Source organism: Frateuria flava (assembly GCF_017837635.1).
Taxonomy (GTDB): domain Bacteria; phylum Pseudomonadota; class Gammaproteobacteria; order Xanthomonadales; family Rhodanobacteraceae; genus Frateuria_A; species Frateuria_A flava.
This window is the reverse complement of sequence record NZ_JAGJRS010000018.1, coordinates 140,689-160,942: the sequence shown is the minus strand read 5'-3', so window position 1 is coordinate 160,942 and position 20,254 is coordinate 140,689. Positions and strand designations below refer to the sequence as shown.

Genomic DNA, 20,254 nt, shown 5'->3' with positions numbered 1-20,254 from the left:
GCCCATCTAGCACAGGAGGCGCATACGGCGCCGCTCTCGCGCCTAACGCCTCAAAAAGCCACTTGAGCCAAGGAGCCGCTCAAGATCGAGCAGGTGCAGGTGTTTCACACCTGGCGCTTCCCTGCCTCGCCCCGGGGGAGATCATTTCACGAGTCATACGCAGGCTGCAACTCTCTTCGCTCAAGCAGGGACCGGAGCTGAGACGATCCCGCCCAAGTGACAAAATGTAGTCGCTCGCCAACCAAATTCGCTTGAGCGATGGCGGTATGCGCATTGACGCTGATCCCGTAACTCTTGCAGGTCTTTTGAAACGTATCTTGGCGCCTCGCCGCATCAACATAAGGGCAGCTGACGTAGTCAAAGAACAACATCGTTTCTGTCGAGCCGGAGTGAAGTCTATTGCCTAACCCTTCAATGCGTCTTTCAATCTCTTCGCAAACGGGGTGGCGAATATGTGCAAACGAGCTAAACCCCTTAGAGAAGTATAGTGAGCTAACCAGGTCGAAGTAGTTTAATCGACTGAGGTTGTCGCTCACCGAAAAAGACTGCCCAATGCCTAGCTCGAGCATCGTTGGAGAAATCGTTCGCGTCGATGAGCAAACGGCGTCCGCAGCAACCAGGAGATTTATTATTTCCGGCCCGTGGATGCTAGATTTAGACGAAATTCCAAGGGAGGACCGGACGATATCCTGCACCTGGGCTTCAAAAGTGCTGCGAGAGGCGTCAATTTTTGTGATAAAAAGCGAGGCCTCGTAAAGCACCTTGGCGAGTTTGTGGGTGGTTGTTGCCCTAATATCCATTTGATATAAGAAGGCGGACAAGCGAAGGATTGCCTCGATGACGATACTTCCTTGGCGTGGAAGTCGAAAAGACTGGGAGTCAATTCGCCTTCGTATTCTCGTGAGATCTCGACCTATAACTGCTAGGGCGGGCGAGGCGAGGGCAGAATAATCTGTATCGTGGACCTTGGCTATATGCCTGATTTGTAGCACGATGTTGTCAATGTCGCGGACTGAAAAGTATGTAGTCTGAAGCTCATCGAGACTATTCCTTGCCTTCAACATAAAGCTGCTGATCGCGGACATAGTCTGCGACCGCGCGACTGACAGCTTCGATATTAGCGGCCTTCGAATGATCTCCGTTTTTCGCTCATTTAGGTGCAGGTTGTAATCGGAGGCGCATTTCTCAATTACTGCCTTGACTCGATGGAGCGTGTCTTCGGAATCGCCGAACACGAAATAGTCATCCACATATCGCCGGATTACCACCTGCTGTGAGACGGCGCCTAATGATCGCTCGATCGCCAGGTCGACAGATTGCAATACGATCTCGGCAAAAATGCGCGATACCTCGGGCCCGATAGGAATGCCACCAGTTTCGCCCCAATTGGCGTCCCGCATGTATCTGTCGAACTCGGCTTCGAAGAAAATCCTGCCCCTGTGCTCTTTGCCAAAATTTTTGCCGCGGACCGCCCATGCGATAGAGTGCGTGTATATTGATTCAAAACATCTCGCGATGTCCGTTTTGAGCATGAACTTGTATTTTTGTTCGAGCTGAGTAAATTCGTCGGACGAGAAGAACTTGTATATTTGCGAATAGCGACGGTAAGAAAAGTAACTGGAGGCCCATTTGCGCTGCGGCAAGAGCGAAACCGGATCAATCTCAGTCTCGGGCAGTTCGTTGTCCGTTTCCTCAGACTCAAGATATTGTTTCTGAAAGTAGTGACTGCCGACACGGCTTGGGTATCGAAGCGAGTAAGTGCTGCGAGCACAGGCGCTCTCAATAAAAGAGTCGAACTCGCCATAGAATCCCGCGAGCTTGAGTTGCGCGCCTGGATGGAGAACGGTGATTTTCCGAAATGAGCCGCCGCCCTTTTGCACCTGATAGATAATTGGCTTGGTAGCTCCTTTCGGATTGAGTAGGGTGCTGACTAGCGACGGAAGTCCTTGGAATTTGCCGGTCGCCTCCACATAGAGCTTTTCGTTAGTGAAAAACAACGGTAGCTCGTAAGGAAGAGTGTCCGTTAGGATCGCCCGGAGGGAATTTGTTCGATCGATGGGTATTTTTTTTGGCATCACCGCGCCCAGCATTTTTTGATTTGTAAGACCCGGCTCCCAGAGAAGTCGGTTCGCCTGTGGTGCGCAAATCCTGATTGAAAGCTCAGTCTGGCGAGCCTTTCGTACGCGATAGGGGGAATAAGTTGTTTTATCGCCCGGAGTTTCGCTCGATAAAATTGATCTAACCGTGAAAGCGAGGTTTCCACAGTTGGATCGCCAGGATCGCACTCAGCATGCGTATATGAGAGACCGGCAAGGAGCCCTCGTCTGCTTGGCTGTGATTCCAGCTTTTGATTGTCAGCTAGGTAGCGTATGCGGTCCATCAGGAGTTCCCAGTCATGATCGACATCGAACGCGTAGAATGCGACCCATACCCTGTGTTTAATGCGCGATATTTTTCGCGTCGAAAAAGTGCAACTTATCGCGTTTAGCTTCTTCGGGTCTTTCGTGTTATGCGGGGAAAAGCTGAGTTTGTATCCCAAAAAGTCGAACTCGCACCGCGCATGCGGGTTATCAATGCAGAGGCATCCCTTCGCGCAGGGACAAGTGTGGCCATGCGTGCATTGGATTTCGCAGTTACAGCCTACTCTTACAGCCGAGAATTTGGATTCATTGATTTTGAGCCCAAGTTCGGCTAATAACTCACGGACGGAAGCCGTCGCATGTTCTCGGTCAGCTGTCGTGAAAATTAGAATATCGTCGACGTAACGCAATAAAAGATAGGTGCCGGGTAACGCGCGTAATTTCTTGTCTAGGTCACGCAGCGCCAGCTCGGCCAACGTGGTGCTAAGGATAAGCCCGCGTGGAATTCCTTGGGAGCGATGCGCTTTAGAGCGCGCTGTGGCTTCACGAAATAGTTGCTTGGCGAGGCTTACAGTCTCACTAGAGACGAGCGAGTCAGACTGGATCTTGTTGAGTAGCTTGTTACGATCGATGCTTTCGTAACAGCTCTTAATATCGATGCGTAAAATAGTTTTTGGTACAGACTCTGCAAGTGCCTGTTTAGCTGTGCGGATAAGCTGGCTTCTGTTAGATTCTCGAACGCCATAACAACGCCTAATGTTATTGCTGATTTTTCTTATAACAAGTACGTCCTCGAGATGATTGCTCGAGAGTGCGGTACGCGGACCGATCTTATGCCACCTAAGACCATTGAACTTGAAGGTTCCCCTACTTATTTGTTCTTCGATCTCACCGAGGAATTGACGCCATTCGGATGGACTCGTCGGACGTACTAGGCCATTCCCGCAGCGGAGGTGTGCTTGACTCCTCCAGCGTCGCATCCAATTGAGCTCGCGTCGCGTGAATCTTTGGCTGGGTATCGGCATATTTGAGTCCAAGTTTGAAACTGAACGCGCCGAGGGGGCGTTCCAGATTAGGTTCAACGAGAGGTCTTAGGGCGCACACACATATCGGTTAGGGTGTAAGTACCTCGAAGAACCGGGCGCTGACCCGCTGCGATTCGCTTCGATTTGACCCGCTTCGATTAAGGCTGGCGGGGATCATCCCGGTTGCTTGAGTCGTCGCTTTCCGCTGCGTGCGAGCGCTGGTTGCTTGGACTTGGCTACGGTGCTTGTCGTGGTGCGGCGGTTTCCCTTGGAGGAGTTGCAGGAGCGACACATCAGCGCAGCGTTATCCAGAACCGAGCGGCCGCCCTTTGAATGGGGATTCACGTGATCCACCGTGAAGTTGTGCCAGCCGAGCGTTTCACCGCAGCACTTGCACTCCTTCTCGTCGCTGCTGTTCCAGAGGATGCGACGCTGCTCCTCTGTGAACATGCGCTGCTCATCCTTCCTGTCGAACACCGAGCCCAGCACGCCGGTGAGAATGTCTTCTCGGCGGCGCCGCTGACTCTCGTCATCCGTCATCTGGGACACAGTGAGCAGGTAGTCCCTGTAGATCGAGGCTTCGCCTCTGATGGTCTTGAGCGATCGCTGCTGCTCCCTCAATTGGTCCACTCCGATACCAAAGGCTTTCAAGAGGTCGGCTGCCAGTTGCTGTCGCTTGCGGTCCGTGAGGATTGCGCCCTGATCGATCAGGCGTCCGACCAGAACCACAAGGGTGTAATAGTCGACAACCTTCACGAAGCGTGTCGTGTGAAGCTGTGGGAACACATGCCCGACCATCCGCACCGCATGGAAGACCTTGGCCGCAGCCTTCCGCAATTGTGCCTCGGGAATGCTACGAGTCATCATGACCTTGTCGATCGCGGCCTTCTTGTTGATGACGGTCCCCTGGTGTGCACTGAGCATGAGCTCGGCAGCTAGTTCGACATGCTTCATACGTGCGATTTGCTGATCGCTCATTACCTTGGTTTGGCGCCAATACTTTTCGAGCTTCATCGCTAGCGCCGTCGCTTGAACGAGCAACGGTGAGCCGGAGTAGCGCGCCTTACGCTTTTCTTGTTGTTTGAGCGGTTTACCGGTCGAGTTCAGGCGGACGAAAAGTTCCATGACGTCGGAAAGATGGCCTTCCACCTCGATGATGGGAACTTTGTAACCCAGGAAATGGGAACGGAGCTCGTGGTGCCTTCCATTCGACCTGAGGGTCCGCGCCGATACGAGCTGCGGCCCGTCAGTTCCAGATATCTCAAGCTTCGCCTCAAAACCCTTCCCCTTAACGTGTCCGAGAAATCCGAGCAAGGTTTCAAGTCGTTGCTTCCCGTCTATAACGGCGTAGTGCAAGCCGCCTGCTTGCGCACACTTGTATAAAAAAATGGCGGGCAGCGGATAGTTGCGTGCGACCGTGTCGATGAGCTTCCTTCGATCAGTGTCCTTCCAGACGGAATCACGCTGGAATGCCGGTGAGAGCTCGAGGGCGCCTTGGTTATAGAGGTTGACGAGGTCGAGAACTGACTTCGTTTCGTGCTGGCGTGTGAGCGTGCCACTTTCCATCCGACCAATCTCCCCTCGGTGTCTCACTCAGATAATGGGAAGGGTCGATGTGCGAGTCAAACTCGCATCTTTCTGGGCCGACCGCGGGGACGGACAGTCGCCGCTCGCAGGGTAAGTGCCTCGACCTGCTTGCGGAAGCGGTCGCTTCCCCATGCGCGCTGTTGCTGGGTGTGTTGGCGTAGCTCGGCCCACTCCGTCTGGTCGATGGTTTCGGTGACCCACGCGCGGTACGCGATCTGGGAGCGGTGTTGTCCTCGCCGAGGGCCAAGTCAAGAACTAACGGGGTCAGAGCCCCTTCCTGACGCGGGCTGGGGCGATGACTGACAGACGCGTGTGGTGACGCGCGGCACGCTGGTGTTTTTGGGAGAGACTCATGCCACGCCAGCCGCGCCCGGATCTTGCCGGTGTTCCCCAGCACGTCGTGCAGCGCGGTAACGACCGGCAGGCGTGTTTCTTCGAGGATGCGGACTATCGCGCCTATCTCACGGGGCTGCGCGAGGCTTCGCTGCGCTACGGCTGTCTCGTGCATGCGTACGTGTTGATGACCAACCACGTGCACCTGCCAACAAAGGTGCCAGGGACAATTTCTGACGACGGGGAGGGCGATGGGCTGAGAGCCACTGCGGCTTCCACCGATGGTGGCGCTCAGGGGATGTGGAGAGGGAAAATCCCGGGTCAGAGTGCACTTTCCGCTAGCTGGCGGGTGCCGCGGCAGCGCGGATAGGAAGGCAGCTAACGGGGTCAGGTTCACTTACCGCGGGTTGGACGGGCGCGGTGGCCGGTGGGCGGGGCGGATACCGGAAAAGCGGCGGGTCTTGGCCTCGACCATGGCGCGAAAATCGTCCCGGCCCCATGCGCGCTGTTGCTGTAGGTAGGTTCGGATGGCGGCCAGGTCGTCGTCCGATAGTGTTTCGCGCAGCAGGCCCCGATAGGCCTCCCCGCGTGCATCAGGTGCCGCGCCCAGAGCTGCGTAGGCCGGGTGGTGCCTGAGAAGAAGGTCCGTGCGGTGGCCACAGTGAGCGGATGCGCTCGACCAAGCGTACGCGATCGGGCTGTCGGTCATACGTGCGCGGACCGGGTTCAGATCAATGTAGCGGTAGCACCGCAGAACGTAGTCTTCGTTGTCGACCAGGCATGACTTGTAGCGTCCTTCCCACAAGGTGCCGGTGCGCCGGTGGCGTGCATTGAACTGTCCGACGTACCCGCGCCCGAGTTTCTGCATCAGGCGCGAGATGGCGCCCGCTTCGGGCGGTGTCAGCAAAAGATGCACGTGGTTGTCCATCAGCACGTAGGCGTGCAGCGCGCAACCGGTATCGAGCAGCGCTTCGCACAACAGGTGCAGGTAGCGCCGGCGGTCGTTGTCATCCAGGAAGCAGGGCAGGCGGTTGTTGCCGCGCTGGACGACATGCTGAGGGATGCCGGGCAGGTCGAGTCGAGGTTGTCTGGCCATCTACTGAGCATTGGACCAGGGGCCGAGGCCCGCTAGTGCGTGCGGCCGCCTCTGGCTGTGGGAGTCGGCCGCGCTCGCCCGTCAGAAAGTGAACCTGACCCCGTTCGGCGGGAGTGTGTAACTCGATCCCGTGGTGTGGGGCCTGAGGGTGAGCGGGCAATGGCCGGGACGTGTAGCGCGGCAGGAAAACCCCGTTGTCGGCATCGTTGATGGCAATGAGCCAGCCGAACAGACGCCGGCGCGAAAGTGCCGCGCGGTCGTCGTTGCAGAGAAGGCGGGTCAGAGTGCTCTTTCCGCGGCTTTTGAAGAAAAAAGGGGTCAGGTTCATTTTCCCCTGGCGGGAGGGTCTTTTCTGGGCCGGCCGCGGGGACGGACAGTTGCCGCTCGCAGGGTAAGTGCCTCGACCTGCTTGCGAAAGCGGTCGCTTCCCCATGCGCGCTGTTGCTGGGTGTGTTGGCGTAGCTCGGCCCACTCCGTCTGGTCGATGGTTTCGGTGACCCACGCGCGGTACGCGATCTGACGAGCGTCGTTGTCCTCGCCGAGGGCCAAGTAGGTCTCATGTGGCGTCATTAGCGGATTGGATTGGCCGGACGCATTGGCGTGATAGCTGGTCCAGGCGTAGCCGGACGGGTCTTCGACCATGAGCGCACGCACGGGATTGAGTTCGATGTAGCGGTAGCACGCCAGCACATAGCGCGCCGTATCAACGAGAGCGGCTTTGAAGCGTCCCTCCCACAGGGTGCCTGTACGTCGGTAGCGCGCGTTGAAGCTGCCGACATAGCGCCGCCCGATGGCCTGCATCATGCGCGAGACGGCGCCTGACTCGGCCGGTGTGACGAGCAGATGGACGTGGTTGGTCATCAGCACGTATGCATGGACAGCGCAGCTGTGTTTGGTCGCAGCCTCGCGCAACTCTTGCAGGTATTGACCATAGTCGACCGGCGCGGCAAAGCATGCGCTGCGGTCGTTCCCGCGCTGCACGATATGCTGCGGGACGCCCGGCAGGTCCAATCGAGACTGGCGCGCCATATACACACTCCCGACCGAAGGCCACGAGGATGCCGTCAGCTACTGCGTGCGTCTGTCGGAGCGGACGGACGCGGGCGGCGAGCTTTCTCGTCCCCGGCTGTGGGCGCAAATGAACCTGACCCCTTTCTGGCCCCTTTCTCGCGTCCCCTTTCTCGCGCGGCATTCTTGACCCGGCTGCGCGGGCATCGGACGATGCTGCGCATCGGTCCGAGGCTTAATGCCTGCGGCGCCAAGGACGAATATCCAGACAAGGAGAGCTTAGGATGTCTTCCCTTCCCCCTTTTCCGCAGCCGGGAACGGTGTTGTGGGCGATGGACGTCGACCTCGAACGCGACGTCTTCCGATCGGGAGCCGCGAGCAAACCAAATGTCGAGTACCTCCGGTTCGTCGATCTAGGCATCGCCGACCAGGAAGGGCGCATACCCGAGGATCAGGTCGACCGGTTCATGGTGGATCCCGGGCAGGGGATATCGCTATTTCTCGAGCGAATGATTCCGCAGGGTCTGGTGCTCATGGATGCGGCCGACTGGAAAGCCGCCGACAAGAAGCGACAAAAGAAAATCCATTGGTGGGGCATCGACCAGAAGCGCCCGGTACCCAGCGGGCTTCAGCGGTGTACGACGGCCAGCCGCCCGGACACTGCACGCTGACGGTGACCCGCCGGATGACAGTCGCCTCCTTCCTGGCGCTGGTGTCCCAAGTGTCCTTTAGCCAGCGGGGCATTGACCTCGTTGCCACCATCCATTGAGGCGCAGGAGTGCCATGAGTACGATCGAATTCACCGACAAGGAACTGACCTATCTGCTTCTGGCGCTCAAGAAGTACGAGGCGCAGCTGCTGAGCTTCGATGATGAAGACATGGAGGATCGAACGACCGATCTTGTCTTCGTCCAGTCGCTACAGCAGAAGGTCAAGGATTCGAAGTCCGGCAAGTGAGCGGGACGCGCTTTGAGGGCCTGGCCGCCAGACTGCCCGGTGACGCCCCACCCGAACTTCCTTGCGCTAGGCACCGATCTTGTGTCGCAGGAAGCGGCCTACCGTGAGTTGGTGAAGCAGGCCATCTCGGACGACGACCTGGCGGCCATACGCCTCCAACTACAACGTCAGCACGCGCTCGGCAGCGAGCGCTTCCGCAATGCGATCAAGGCGCAGTTGGGCTGGAGCGCCGGACCAGTGAAGATTGGTCGCCCTCGAAAAGCCTCGGAAAGCGCACTCTGACCCGCCTTTGGACCCGCCTTTGGAGGGCCGTTGCGGTGTCCGCCGATGGCGCAAACCCGCGTCACCGCAAACCCGCAAAAAACCACGCGCCAGGCAGCTCGAAACGCGGGAGTCGGGGCATGGGACGTAGCCGGTTGCTTGTCTTCGACCAGCTTGCGACGACGCACTTGGCGGATATGTCGGCGGGCGGCCCAAGTCCGGGTCGGCGCGGGCTTGATTCGCCACATCCCCTTTCCTTGCCCCCGGTAAACTTGGGCACCCGACTGACCGCCAAGTGGATCGATGATCAACAACGACATCCTGCGCAGCATCCGCTACATGCTCGACCTCAGCGACAACAAGGTGGCCGAGATCATCGGTCTGCCCGACCCGTCCTTCGCGGTCGAAAAGGACGACGTGCGCGCCTTTCTGTTGAAGGAAGACGAGCCCGGGTATCGGCCGTGCAATGACAAGTTGCTCGCGCATTTCCTCGACGGGCTGATCCTTTACCGTCGCGGCAGGGACGAGAGCGTGCCGTTGCGGCCGGTGGAGAAGCGCGTCAGCAACAACGTGGTCCTGAAGAAGCTGCGGGTGGCGTTCGAGCTCAAGGACGTGGACATGCACCAGGTTTTTGTGGACGCGGGATTGCCCGTGTCCAAGCCGGAGCTGTCGGCGTTGTTCCGCCAGCCCGGGCACAAGAACTATCGCCCGTGCGGCGACCAGCTGCTGCGCAACTTCCTCAAGGGGCTGACGCTGCGCGTGCGCGGCGCCTGAATCGCGCGCGCCTCAGAAGCTTTCACCGACCGGAAGGTAGCGCCACACGCTGACGGGCATCTCGGCAGTGCGGCCTTGCCGAACGCTGATGGGCCGCCGGAAGGATCGCCGGGCCAACGTGTTCCCGGCTCGGCGCGGCCTCTCCCTTGACCGCAGGTTCCGGGTGCGCCGATCTCTCCAATAAGGAAGGTGGAAGCAGGCTGAGGGCGTATCACCAAGCGGGGCCTTTTCGTCCGTGACAACGCATCCGGCTCGCACGCGAGCCCTTTGCTCGTGCGGCTAGGGGTTCGGATACTGCAGCGTGCGCGGAACGACCTTGAGCGAGAAGTCGATGTAGCGGTGCTCGGCCGGCACCGAGTTGTGGCCGACCCATTCGCCGCTGCGGGCCCACACGGATTCGTCCGCGCTGATCGTCATGCCGCGGGCGGGCAGATCCTGCGGAATGGGGTCGGGCCGGTTGCGCGGGCCGTCGCAGAGCGTCAGCGAGTTGTTGGTGAACTCGGACTCGCCCTGGTCGTAGGTTCTGACGGCGAATGCCGAATAGGCGTCGTCCTCCAGCGACTCCGGTGACGCCTCCTCGTGCTTGTGGCTGCCCTCGGTGCTCGTGCTATCGAGCACCAGGTTGCCGGACATCGGAGCATCGAATGCGACCTGGAGACAGCTGCCCTGGGTCGGCATGGTTTCGTCGCGGGTGGGGATCGACACGGTGAGACCGCGGAGCTTGCCGTTGGCCTGCACGGTTTGCTTCGTGGTGATGGTCTGGCCGTGTACCACGGCGTGCCCGGTCCTCACGCCCTTCAGGCTTGCGCTGCCGGATGCGGTGTTGGGAAAGGGCGGCAGTTCGTCTTCTCTGGCGGGGTGGAACATGTACTGGTTGCGGCCGAATTCCTTCCATGTGCAGGCGAGCAGGTCGGCGGATCCTTCGACGAGCGCGTTCATTTCAGTCCTGTCGCTTGCGCTGCCGTCATCGGCGTGGAATTCATGGAGGTAATCGGTGCGATAGCGCAGTTCCACATGCATCTGAATCAGGCGCGCGAAAGGAACCAGTTCACCGGTCTGGGCATCGACCGAACTGCAGGCTTCGGACAGGTTGTGCTCATGGGCATTTGCCGGTGGTGCACCTTCCGCATCCTGCGCCTGTGTGCATGCGGCGAGGGAAAAGGCGAGCAGACTCGCCAGCGTGCCGAGCGTGTTCCGTTTCATCAGGACTCCATTCGTGTCGTGTCCGTCGGGTGGCGGCGAGCCACCACGATGGCTTGTGCAAAAGGGTTTCGATCCGCGGTGCCATGGCCTCATCGCCCCGTGCCCTGCGCCCGGTGCAAGCCCGTTTCGAGGGCGGATCATACGGGACAACGCGCGCTCCTCGACGCGCCACAGGCTGATGGCACGCGACATGGCGTCGTGATCCGCCAGCGGAACCTCGTGCAGCGGGCGATCCGGCCTCGCGTTCCGGGTTTTCGCCGGCGCCTTGCCCCGGTACTTCCGGCACGCTCCCCGGCTCGCCTTCGAGTCCAGCATTCCCGCGTATCGACCCTCGCGATCCGCCGCAGCAGAGGAGATCTCATGCCCACCATGGACCGCCGTCAGTTCCTGAAGCTCTCCGCCACGCTGGGCGCGGCACTGGCCCTGGGTTGCACCCCCGTGCGCCCGTCGTCGAGCGGCTGGCGCGAGCGACGGGACCTGTATCCGCAGGGTGTCGCCTCGGGCGATCCGGACGACAACAGCGTCCTGCTCTGGACACGGCGCCCGTATGCGGACGCGCGCACGAGCGCCACGCTGCGGGTCGAGGTGGCGGAGGATCCGGCGTTCACCAGGGTGATCGCGGCTACGGCGGCGCGGGTATCGGCCGCGTCCGACTGGACCTGCCGGGTGCTGGTCGGCCAGCTGCCGTCGGCGCGCGAATACTGGTATCGCTTCGTGGACGAAGAGGGCAACGGCAGCCGCATCGGCCGCACGATGACCGCGCCCGGACCTGACGATCCGCGACCGGCGCGCTTCGCCTTCGTCAGTTGCCAGGATGTCTGCGAAGGCGCCCTGAACGCCTATCGGCGCATGATCTTCGAAGACGAGCGCGCCGCGCCGCAGGACCGCATCGGCTTCGTGCTGCACCTGGGCGACTTCGTCTACGAGGTCGTGCAATACCCCGACCAGGTCAGGAACGGCCATCGCTACGACCGCCGCATCACGTTCCCGGTCCACTACCCGACCGGCAAGACGGTCGCCAATGACCGTTACTGGGTGCCGGCCTCGCTGGAGGATTACCGCGCCCTCTACCACGGCTACCTGCAGGACCCGGACCTGCAGGATGCACGCGCGCGTTGGCCGTTCGTGGCGGTCTGGGACAACCACGAATTCTCCTGGCTGGGCTGGCAGTCGATCCAGGAATTTCCCGGTACGAAGGGCTCGGTGCCCGCGCAGACGCTCAAGGTCGCGGCCAACCAGGCCTGGTTCGAATACCAGCCGGCGCGGGTCGCGGCGCCAGGCGCACGCCTGGACACCTTCGACGCGCCGCACGTCGTCGACACGCCAGTTACCGCGTTCGATGACGATGGACTGGGGCAAGAGCCCAACAACCTCGCCGCCATCGACAGCCTGACCGTGTATCGCGCCCTGCGCTGGGGCCGGCACATCGACCTGATCCTCACCGACCAGCACAGCTTCCGCTCGCGCGATCCGGGTTCGCATGACGAGCTCACCCCGCTGTTCGAAGGCGACGCCCTGGGCTGGGTGCCGGAGGAGCTGGCGATGCAGCTCGACGCGGGCCGCGACTACGCCCACGGCCATCCGCCGGCGACGCTCGCCTTCGGCGGCAAGAGCGTGCCCAACTACCGCGCCGGCGAGGCCGCCCAGACCCTGCTTGGGGCGAAGCAGAAGGCCTGGTTCCTCGAACGCCTGCGCGGCGCGCAAGCCACCTGGAAGATCTGGGGCAACTCGCTGGGCCCGCCCGACTGGCGCGTGGACCCGCAGAACCTCCCGCCCGCGCTGGGCTCATGGTCCGGCGAAGGCTATGCCGTCATGGCCACCAGCGACTGGGGTGGCGCGTACCACGAACGCGCGGCGATCTTCGACACCGTGCGCGATGCGGGTATCACCGGCTTCGCCATCGTCTCGGGCGACCGCCACAGCTTCTGGGCCGGTTACGCGGCCAAAGCCCTGCCGCCTGCCGCGTTCGAGCCCGTGGGCGTCACCTTCGTCGGCGGCTCGTTGATTTCCCCGGGAATGCTCGAAGCCTCCGAGCACAACCTGAAGAAGGACGATCCCTTGCGCCCGTTGTACGTCGCCAACCCTGGCGACGGACCGACGCAGCCCACCGTCAACCTGCTACTCCACCATGGCGTGCGCTCGGCGCTGGAGTTCGCAAAGACCGGCGATCTGGAGAAGGCACACGCTGCCAGCAACCCTGATCTGGCGCCGCACCTGACCTTCGTCGACATGGGCGGCCACGGCTACGCGACCGTACGGGTCGACGGCAGCAAGATGGTGACCGAGTTTGTGTGCATCCCTCGCCCGATCGAGCGCGCCCGGAGTCCGGACGGTGGCCCGTTGCGCTACCGCGTCCGCCACGAAGTGCCGCTGTGGCAGGCCGGCGAGCAGCCGCGGATGCGGCAGACGGTGGTAGAGGGCGATCCGGGGCTGGCGGTGTGAAACCGGAAACGGCAGGAGTGTTGACGTAGATCGGTCAGCTGCAAGGGCAGGTCGTCAGGGGGAGCGGGGCCATCAAACCCGTCCCACGGCGGCTTCGTTTGCAGGCCTGCTTCTATCCTCTGTCCGGGCGACATCCGATTGGGGACGCGCCCTTTGCCCTCGCTACTTGTGCACCCGGCCATCGCGCAGATCCACGTGATACGTGTGTCCCTTCCCGCTCTCGACCAGCAACTCGTTCAGGGCCGCGTCCAGCCGCATGCTTTTGAAGAAGCTCCACTGCACATCGGCTTCGATGTGGGGATCGATATGGGACTGGTACACGCAACTGATCCACAGGCGCTCTCCAGAGCCGATCCCGGTGGCTACGACGTAACCCCCCGGCGGAAGCCCGGCGGCGGCCGGATTTTCCACCGGCTCGTAGCGCACCCCTGCGTGGATGACAGGCGGCACGAACGCCGGGCGACCGCGGCTGGCTGAGAAGGCGGGCGGCGTGTCGGGAGGGCAGTCCATGTACTCGTCCTTGGAGATTTGCAGGGCTCGGTCGCGGCACTTTAGCGCAGGGAAAGGCGGGCCACCATTTTGCCGTCGATCCGCTCGCCTCATGTCGGATCGACGATTTCCTCGAGAACAACCTGCGAGATCCATCCCGGGATTACGAAGCGGTGACGAGCAATGCATTGCATTGGCTGCGTTATTTCTGGGCGCCACCTCCCGCTCTGCCAGACACCCTGATCTACACCACCGTGGTGGCACCTGACGGACTGCTCAACGCGCCAGGTGGAGGGTGCGCTGGTCGGGGCCCGCGCGCCACTCGGGTTCTATATCGCGAAATTTTTTGTTCTTCGGGATATCAAACCGAAAGACGCGCGTAGCTGATCCGGGCCGGCGAGCCATCTCCGGAAAAAGAAGCAGCGCCACCGGGAAAACAGCGGCGCCAGGCCAGGAAGGCGATCCGGCCGGCTGCCTGTTCCAGCCATGCTGGATGCCTGTCTCACGGTTTGACGAAGCGCAGCGTCATCCGATCCGATTCGCCAATGGCCCGCATTTTCTCGTGCTCGCCATCGGGGCCGGCGAGGTTGGGTGGGAGGCGGTGGACGTTGATGTCTTCCGGGTCGGCCGGGTTGGCGTTGATTTCGGACACGCCATCGAGGCGAAAGCCGGTCTTCAAGGCCAGTCCGATGAGGTAGTCCTCAGGAATGCGATGCAGGGTGCGGGAACTTTCCCGTGCGTTGGCAAAGGGCTTGGCACGGTGCTCGACCACCCCGAACACGCCGCCGTTCTTGAGCACGGCGAACGAGGCCTTGAACACCGCGGCAAGCGTATCCGGGCCCTGGTTGAGCCAGTCGTGTGTGTTGCGAAAGGTCAAAACCATGTCGGCAGTCCCGTCAGGGCCCAGTCGCACCTGCGCCGGTGGCGCGAAGTCGATGAGCGGGCCGACCTTTCCGTACACCGCTGGCGCCGCCTTGAGCTTGGCGGCAAACGCCGTGGCGCCCGGGGCGGTCGCCTCGACCAGATGGCCGTGGGCGGCCAGGTAGGGTGCGAGGATCTCGGTATACCAGCCGCCGCCAGGCGCCAGCTCCACCACCGTCATGTTCGGCTTCAGGCCGAAAAATTCCAGCGTTTGCACGGGATGGCGGTAGGCGTCACGCGCCTTGTTGGCGCCCGAACGCCAGCTACCCGCGGCCGCCTGCGGCAGGGAGATGGCGGCGGGCGTGGCGGGTCCGGCGGCAACGGCGAGGGGGCACAGGCCGACCAGCAGCGCGCCGGCCAACCACGGGAACAGCCTGAAGGTGCGGCGGATCATGGCGTGGACCTCCGAGGGTGGGAGGCATCCAAGCCTACTCCCGGGCGTCATCGCCGATGTCGGTGGCGTGCAGTGGGGGGCGCGGATCCATTGGCCGCGTCCCGCCCCGTTGTTCGCTTGAGTGCACGCCCACCCGGCCGATAACCACGGTATTGCCGTGAAACGACGCCCGTCGGCCAGGGACGGTCTCTACTACACTCGCCAGCGGACTTCTGGGACCTTCCGGATGCAAGCGCCCGACATCGACGATCGCTACGCACGGATGGCCGTGCTGTTCATGCTGTCGTTGGCGCTGCTGGGCGGGATTTGCGCCACGGCAATCCATTGGATGGCCCCGGTCCATCGGACGATGGACCTGATCGTGCCGCCCACGATCAGCGCGCTGTACGCCGGCCTGGTCATTGCCCTGACAAGGCGCCCCCAATGGACCGTCGGCATCGCCCGGATCGCGCTGGTGGCCGGAGGGCTGGCGCTTGCGGCGCCGGCCTGGCTCTACACGCTGCAGGCCACCCTGACGCCCGGTACGTTGCTGGTCGACACCTTGCCGCCGGTGTCGTCGCTGTTCGTGGTTTTCCTGGTCATGCTGATGATCTTCGTCCCCGGCCGGCTGGCGTTCGTCCTGGCCGCGCTCGGCTGGACGACGATCGCGTTGCCGGTGCTGGTCTATCTGCTGTTCCATCGCGAGGAAATGTGGTCCGCTCGGGGCACGGACCTTCTGATGGCGTACGGACCGGTCAGCATCATGGCCGTGGTGTTGCTGCCGGTGCAGCGTGGACTGGCCGGCAAGATCCGGCGGCTGTCGACGGAGCGGCGGCGGATGGAAATGCTGCTCCATCGGGATCCGCTGACGGGCGCCCAGAGCCGGCTGCTCGGTGAGCGGAGGCTACGCGAAGCGTTGGGCCGGGACGCGCCCGCCGGCGTGATCATGCTGGACCTGGACCGCTTCAAGGCGATCAACGACACCTACGGACACCCGGTAGGCGATCGGGTGCTGCAGGCCGTGGCGAGTGGTTGCAAAGAGCTGTTGCGCGGAGACGAATGCATCTCACGCTGGGGCGGCGAAGAGTTCATGGCACTCGTGCCGGAGATCGACGCGTCCGGCCTGTCGCAGGTCGCCGAACGCCTGCGTTCGGCCATCGCCGGTCTAGCGGTGGCCCCGGTGCAGGCGGTGACGGCGTCGTTCGGAGTGACCATGATCGAGCCTGATGACACGCTCGACACCGTGCTGCAGCGCGCGGACCGCGCGCTCTATCGCGCCAAGGAGCAGGGCGGCAATCGGGTGGAAGCGGCGCACGGGCAATAAGAGCGGAACACGGGGGAAACACCGAACTCAACCCGGCGCACGCGCCATCGCGGATACGCCCGGTGGTACCGGCGGGCGGCAAACGGCTCCGGCCTAGGTGAAACCATGCGCGGACGTGTGCACGCATCGGGTCGGCGTGCGACTTGTCGCAAAAGTGGCTCTTCCCCGCTTCAGGCGGGCGATGTCTCCGCCCAGAACACTTCGGCGGCGTCCGCGTCGATCAGCCCGAACCAGAAGCCGCCCAGGCGGAGCCAGCCGGTGCGAATGCGATGGGTGTGCGGGTCGTAGACACGCAGGCTCACCACCACCTGGTTGCGGCTCGAGCACAACACCACGAACGCCGCACGGCGCGAGGAGGGCAGCCACAGCAGTTGGTAGTCGAGCACACGCAAGCCACTGCGCTCGGCCCAGCGGCCCACCATGTGCCGGATGCGGCGCAACCACCAAAGCGTGTAGAGCGCGGTGCCGACGGCCACGAGCAGCCACGGCACGATTGTCGTCGGTTCCGGCATTCCATTTCCCCTGGCCGTGCAGCGTCCTTCCTGTCTCAGTCGGCGGGAGGCGCGCCTGCGCAGCCTACCCGGAGCGGATGACGGTTCAAAGCGCCCATGTCCTCCGCGGCCGTGGTTGCTCGGTGTGGCCAGCGCCCGATCACCTTTCCTGAGCAGTCGGCGTGCCAGCCTGATTTCCCGCCCGGGAGCCGCCCATGTCCTCAGCACTCCGCCGTTTCATCACCGATCGTCAGGGCCGCGTCGTGGTGGCACAACCTCCCAACGGGCCGATGCTCGCCTGGAGCGCGCTGGCGGTCGCGGCACGCACGTCCGGCGGTTCCGGGCGTTCCGTCCTGCCGCTCATGCGTGACGCGACGCTGGCCTGGTGGGCGGGGTTGGAACTTGTCGAAGGGGACAGTCCGTTCCGGCGTACGCTTGGCGGCGCGACCCTGCTCGGGTTGGCGGCGATGCGGCTGCACCGCCTGCCATTGCGCCAGGCCCGGGCAGGCCGTGGATCGGCGCTTTCTTCCCAGCACTGACGCCGGGACTGGCAAGGTTCGCCGCGCCAGCGAAGCCACGGGCGTGGGCGGCGGCCGCCGTGCCAGGCGACAACTGGCGACCTCGCCCGCAAACCGTGTTCCGCTCAGAGCCGCACCTGGCCGACGTTGTCCTGATAGTCCTTCTTCGGATCGACGCCAAGCATCGCCTTGACCCCGGCGACCAGGCTGGAGCCTTCGAGCCAGATCTCGGCATCGGCCGGATCGAAGCGCAGCAGCACCAGTGTGGGGTCGTCCTTGCCGCCTTCGTACCAGGCGGCGATGAAGGGGTTCCACAGACGGTCGATGACGGCCCGGTCGTGGGTGCGCGAGAGCGTGCCGTGGACAGTCGCGAAGACGTCATGTCCCTTGGAGGAAAGCGTCAGCAACGCCGGTGCCGGCGCGGACACGCCCGCGCCCAGTTCGGTGGATGTGCCGGTGAAGAACCAGACCGGACCGCCTTCGTCGCCCTCGATCATCGCCGTCATCGGACGCGGGTGGCTGTTGGCATCGGCCAGCCCGAGCATCACGGTGCGATCGTCCTTGACGGCGTCCCAGAACTTCTGTTTCAGCTCGCTTGCATCGGCCATGTCGGTTTCTCCGCGGAAGGGGTGTTTTCTATAGCCGGCGGGGAATGAGTGGTGCGTGTAGCGCGCAGCGGCGGCTTCCGTGCCACGCTTCCGTTTTCCGGCCGAGGCGTGGCCAGGCCCGCAGAGGCGATCCATGCAGTTGCACGCTCCCCATCCGCATCGGCCGCGCATCGTGCTGGCGACGTTCGGTACCTACGGCGATCTCCATCCGTTTCTCGCGCTGGCGCTGGCCTTGCGTGAACGTGGCGCGGACCCGGTGCTGGCCGCCGGCGAGGTGTTTCGCGCGAAGGTCGAGGCCGAAGGCATCGGCTTCCACCCGATGCGCCCGGACGTCGAGGCCGTGGCCGACCGGTTGGCCTTGACACCACGGCAACTGGCCCGTGCGGTGGCCTCGCGCCCGCAGTTTCTGCTGCAGCGCATCCTCCTGCCGGCGTTGCGCGACGCCTACGACGACGCCATGGTGGCCATGCGCGGCGCCGACCTGGTGGTGACCCATTCGGTCGCCTATGGCGCGCGGCTGGCCGCCGAAAAGCGTGGCCTTCTGCGGGTCGGCATCGTGCTGCAGCCGATGCTCTTTGCGTCGGCATCCGACCCGCCGGTGATCGCCGACATGCCGCGCCTGTCGCGCTGGATCTATCGCCTGGGGCCGGCATGGACGCGCGCGTTCCTGGCACTGGGTCGCCGCATAGCGCGGCGGTGGGCGCAGCCGATCGATGCCTTCCGTCGTGAGGTCGGCCTGCCGCCTGCCACGGCGCACCCCCTGTTCGAGGGCCAGTTCACCGGCATCGGCACGATCGGCCTCTACTCGCCGCTGCTGGAACCGCCCGGAACGGAGCATCCGCCGAACACCACGATCGCCGGCTTTGCCTTCTACGACAGCGAGCACGGCGGCCCGTCCACGTTGTCGCCTGCCCTGCAGGCGTTCCTTGACGGCGGCGCGCCGCCGGTGGTCTTCACGCAGGGGACCTCGGCCGTGCACGATGCGGACGACTTCGTGCACGAGAGCCTCGCCGCGATCGACCGGCTCGGCATGCGCGCCGTGCTGGTGCTCGACGAGGAACGGGTCCGGCGCTGGTCGCCGCATGCGACAGCGACGATCCACGTGACCGGTTACGCGCCGTACTCGGCGCTGTTCCCGCGGGCGGCCATCAACGTCCACCACGGCGGCATCGGCACCACCGCCCAGGCGCTGCGCGCGGGCCGCCCGCAGCTGGTCACGCCCTACCTGGTCGACCAGCCGGACAACGCGGCGCGGGTGGTGCGGCTGGGCGTCGGTCGGGCGTTGTCACGGCGCGCCTGGCGCAGCGCAAATGTTGCGGCTGCCTTGCGGGCCCTGATGGACCAGCCCGGCTACCGGCAGGCGGCAGCGCGCGTCGGCAGCCAGGTGGCGCAGGAGGAGGGCGCCCGCGTCGCGGCCGGGGCGATCCTGTCCATGCTCGGGCAAGCCGCCGGGTGAGCCTGCGGGGCGGTCGACTGATGCCATGCTCCGGGCTGGCAAGGGTGATCCATGCCGAAGACGCCAGCGGTAGCCGGCGTGGCGCGAATGGACCCCGACCACTGATTCAATGATGGAGACATTGCCTATGCCAGACGTCAGCGCGCGGTCGCTGGTCTTGATCATCCAGGCGGTCGATCGCGAGATCACCCGCCTGATGAGCCTGCCGGACGACGCGATAACGCCTGCCGAAGAACGCCAGCTGGTCGATGTCGAGTCGCTCGCGCACGAACTCGAAGAGGCTTATGCGAGCGTGACACGAGGCCAGACGAATCTTCCGGCCTACGAGCACCTGGTGACGCATCGCGACGCGGGCCCCGACCCTGATTGACCCGCTGCCGGTCTGTGGAAGACCCCGCCTGCCAAACAATGCGCAGCAGATCGACCGGCACGATGTCGCGAAGGCGTCACTGCGGAAGACGGCGATGGAGGCGATCCGGGCTTGGTCGCAGGAGGCGGGAAGGGGCGTTCCCGCCTGTGACCGAGAAGCGAACCGTCCGCTTACCGATCGCCCCCTTACGCCCCCGGCCGCCGGATGCGCGGCTGGCCGGAGACCGGATCGATGTCCGACCTGGACTCAGGGGCCGGCGCCGGACGTTCGCAGACGCGCCCCTCCGCGGGGTCCACTTCGAACCGCTCGCCGCGCTCGTTCTCGATCAGCAGCTTGCCGCCTTCGGCGCGCAGCGAGCGGAACCACACGTCCTGGACATCGCCCTCGCGCTCGGGGCGGCGTGCATTTTCGTAGACCTTCAGTCGCCACACCTGGCGATTGGACGCGTCGTAGGCTGCAAGGATGCCTCCGACCTGGCCGTCCGTTTCGAGGTCGCCAGGAACCTGGGCATAGCGCATGCCGGCGAGCCAGACAGGTGGGACATCCGGTGGCGGTGCGCGGCTGGCGTCGCGTCTGACGGTGGTGGTCATGGTGTGTTCCTTGGCACGGGCGTCGTAGTGCGCAGACGCATCAAAACGATAAGCGCTGACGCATTTTG

Annotated in this window: 20 protein-coding genes and 1 pseudogene; 10 read left to right on the top strand and 11 right to left on the bottom strand. The window is 63.3% G+C overall.

Going from position 1 to position 20,254, the window contains the following annotated elements; all coding sequences use genetic code 11:
• Nucleotides 1-146: 146 nt before the first annotated feature.
• From drt3b to J7I44_RS09550, 3 genes are all read right to left on the bottom strand, one after another.
• Nucleotides 147-2,090, bottom strand: a complete 1,944-nt coding sequence (gene drt3b / locus J7I44_RS09560) for an antiviral reverse transcriptase Drt3b (RefSeq protein WP_209619518.1) — start codon at nt 2,088-2,090, stop codon at nt 147-149.
• Entirely contained in the window at nt 2,075-3,340 is a 1,266-nt protein-coding gene (gene drt3a, locus J7I44_RS17020; RefSeq protein ID WP_425599751.1) for an antiviral reverse transcriptase Drt3a, read from the bottom strand. The genes drt3b and drt3a overlap by 16 nt, the downstream gene beginning before the upstream one ends.
• A gap of 219 nt (nt 3,341-3,559) precedes the next feature.
• A complete protein-coding gene (locus tag J7I44_RS09550) occupies nt 3,560-4,951 on the bottom strand; it encodes a GmrSD restriction endonuclease domain-containing protein (protein WP_209619515.1) in 1,392 nt (463 codons plus the stop codon).
• 373 nt (nt 4,952-5,324) lie between these two features.
• Here J7I44_RS09550 and J7I44_RS17015 point away from each other — a divergent pair.
• A pseudogene (locus J7I44_RS17015) lies at nt 5,325-5,513 on the top strand (transposase); the annotation flags it as partial.
• Between the two features lie 189 nt (nt 5,514-5,702).
• Here J7I44_RS17015 and J7I44_RS09540 read toward each other — a convergent pair.
• Together J7I44_RS09540 and J7I44_RS09535 are read right to left on the bottom strand one after the other, a co-directional pair.
• Entirely contained in the window at nt 5,703-6,401 is a 699-nt protein-coding gene (locus J7I44_RS09540; protein ID WP_209619511.1) for a transposase, read from the bottom strand.
• A 324-nt stretch (nt 6,402-6,725) separates the two neighbouring features.
• Nucleotides 6,726-7,430: a transposase gene (locus J7I44_RS09535; RefSeq protein WP_209619509.1), complete on the bottom strand. Its 705-nt coding sequence runs from the start codon at nt 7,428-7,430 to the stop codon at nt 6,726-6,728.
• A gap of 263 nt (nt 7,431-7,693) precedes the next feature.
• Here J7I44_RS09535 and J7I44_RS09530 point away from each other — a divergent pair, with 263 nt between their 5' ends.
• The 4 genes from J7I44_RS09530 (at nt 7,694) to J7I44_RS09515 (ending at nt 9,401) form a co-directional block, all read left to right on the top strand.
• Nucleotides 7,694-8,080 carry a hypothetical protein gene (locus J7I44_RS09530; RefSeq protein ID WP_209619507.1) on the top strand — a complete coding sequence of 129 codons (387 nt, stop codon included), beginning with the start codon at nt 7,694-7,696 and terminating at the stop codon, nt 8,078-8,080.
• 112 nt (nt 8,081-8,192) lie between these two features.
• The gene (locus J7I44_RS09525; protein ID WP_209619505.1) at nt 8,193-8,366 is read left to right on the top strand and encodes a hypothetical protein; all 174 of its coding nucleotides are present in this window, start codon (nt 8,193-8,195) and stop codon (nt 8,364-8,366) included.
• A 39-nt stretch (nt 8,367-8,405) separates the two neighbouring features.
• On the top strand, nt 8,406-8,648 hold the full coding sequence (locus J7I44_RS09520; protein WP_209619502.1) for a hypothetical protein: 243 nt from the start codon (nt 8,406-8,408) through the stop codon (nt 8,646-8,648).
• Between the two features lie 282 nt (nt 8,649-8,930).
• Nucleotides 8,931-9,401: a YehS family protein gene (locus J7I44_RS09515; RefSeq protein WP_209619499.1), complete on the top strand. Its 471-nt coding sequence runs from the start codon at nt 8,931-8,933 to the stop codon at nt 9,399-9,401.
• A 279-nt stretch (nt 9,402-9,680) separates the two neighbouring features.
• On the opposite strand, the gene J7I44_RS09510 is transcribed toward J7I44_RS09515, so the two are convergent.
• Nucleotides 9,681-10,604, bottom strand: coding sequence for a hypothetical protein (locus J7I44_RS09510; RefSeq protein ID WP_209619496.1), 924 nt, complete (start codon nt 10,602-10,604; stop codon nt 9,681-9,683).
• Between the two features lie 360 nt (nt 10,605-10,964).
• On the opposite strand from J7I44_RS09510, the gene J7I44_RS09505 reads away from it, so the two are divergent.
• Nucleotides 10,965-13,046 carry an alkaline phosphatase D family protein gene (locus tag J7I44_RS09505; RefSeq protein WP_209619493.1) on the top strand — a complete coding sequence of 694 codons (2,082 nt, stop codon included), beginning with the start codon at nt 10,965-10,967 and terminating at the stop codon, nt 13,044-13,046.
• Between the two features lie 162 nt (nt 13,047-13,208).
• Here J7I44_RS09505 and J7I44_RS09500 read toward each other — a convergent pair whose 3' ends face one another.
• Both J7I44_RS09500 and J7I44_RS09495 read right to left on the bottom strand, forming a co-directional pair.
• Entirely contained in the window at nt 13,209-13,556 is a 348-nt protein-coding gene (locus J7I44_RS09500) for a hypothetical protein (RefSeq protein WP_209619490.1), read from the bottom strand.
• Nucleotides 13,557-14,037: 481 nt separating this feature from the next.
• Complete coding sequence (locus J7I44_RS09495) at nt 14,038-14,850, bottom strand: class I SAM-dependent methyltransferase (protein WP_209619487.1); 813 nt, start codon at nt 14,848-14,850, stop codon at nt 14,038-14,040.
• Nucleotides 14,851-15,007: 157 nt separating this feature from the next.
• Between J7I44_RS09495 and J7I44_RS16970 the strand changes: the two genes are divergently transcribed.
• A complete protein-coding gene (locus tag J7I44_RS16970; RefSeq protein ID WP_209619484.1) occupies nt 15,008-16,153 on the top strand; it encodes a GGDEF domain-containing protein in 1,146 nt (381 codons plus the stop codon).
• Nucleotides 16,154-16,323: 170 nt separating this feature from the next.
• On the opposite strand, the gene J7I44_RS09485 is transcribed toward J7I44_RS16970, so the two are convergent.
• Nucleotides 16,324-16,665, bottom strand: coding sequence for a hypothetical protein (locus J7I44_RS09485; RefSeq protein WP_209619482.1), 342 nt, complete (start codon nt 16,663-16,665; stop codon nt 16,324-16,326).
• Nucleotides 16,666-16,859: 194 nt separating this feature from the next.
• Here J7I44_RS09485 and J7I44_RS09480 point away from each other — a divergent pair, with 194 nt between their 5' ends.
• On the top strand, nt 16,860-17,183 hold the full coding sequence (locus J7I44_RS09480; protein WP_209619479.1) for a hypothetical protein: 324 nt from the start codon (nt 16,860-16,862) through the stop codon (nt 17,181-17,183).
• 104 nt (nt 17,184-17,287) lie between these two features.
• On the opposite strand, the gene J7I44_RS09475 is transcribed toward J7I44_RS09480, so the two are convergent.
• Complete coding sequence (locus J7I44_RS09475) at nt 17,288-17,770, bottom strand: pyridoxamine 5'-phosphate oxidase family protein (protein ID WP_209619476.1); 483 nt, start codon at nt 17,768-17,770, stop codon at nt 17,288-17,290.
• A 133-nt stretch (nt 17,771-17,903) separates the two neighbouring features.
• On the opposite strand from J7I44_RS09475, the gene J7I44_RS09470 reads away from it, so the two are divergent.
• Complete coding sequence (locus tag J7I44_RS09470) at nt 17,904-19,226, top strand: glycosyltransferase (protein ID WP_209619472.1); 1,323 nt, start codon at nt 17,904-17,906, stop codon at nt 19,224-19,226.
• A gap of 127 nt (nt 19,227-19,353) precedes the next feature.
• Entirely contained in the window at nt 19,354-19,596 is a 243-nt protein-coding gene (locus tag J7I44_RS09465) for a hypothetical protein (RefSeq protein WP_209619469.1), read from the top strand.
• Between the two features lie 185 nt (nt 19,597-19,781).
• On the opposite strand, the gene J7I44_RS09460 is transcribed toward J7I44_RS09465, so the two are convergent.
• Complete coding sequence (locus tag J7I44_RS09460; protein ID WP_209619467.1) at nt 19,782-20,186, bottom strand: hypothetical protein; 405 nt, start codon at nt 20,184-20,186, stop codon at nt 19,782-19,784.
• Between the last annotated feature and the right edge of the window lie 68 nt (nt 20,187-20,254).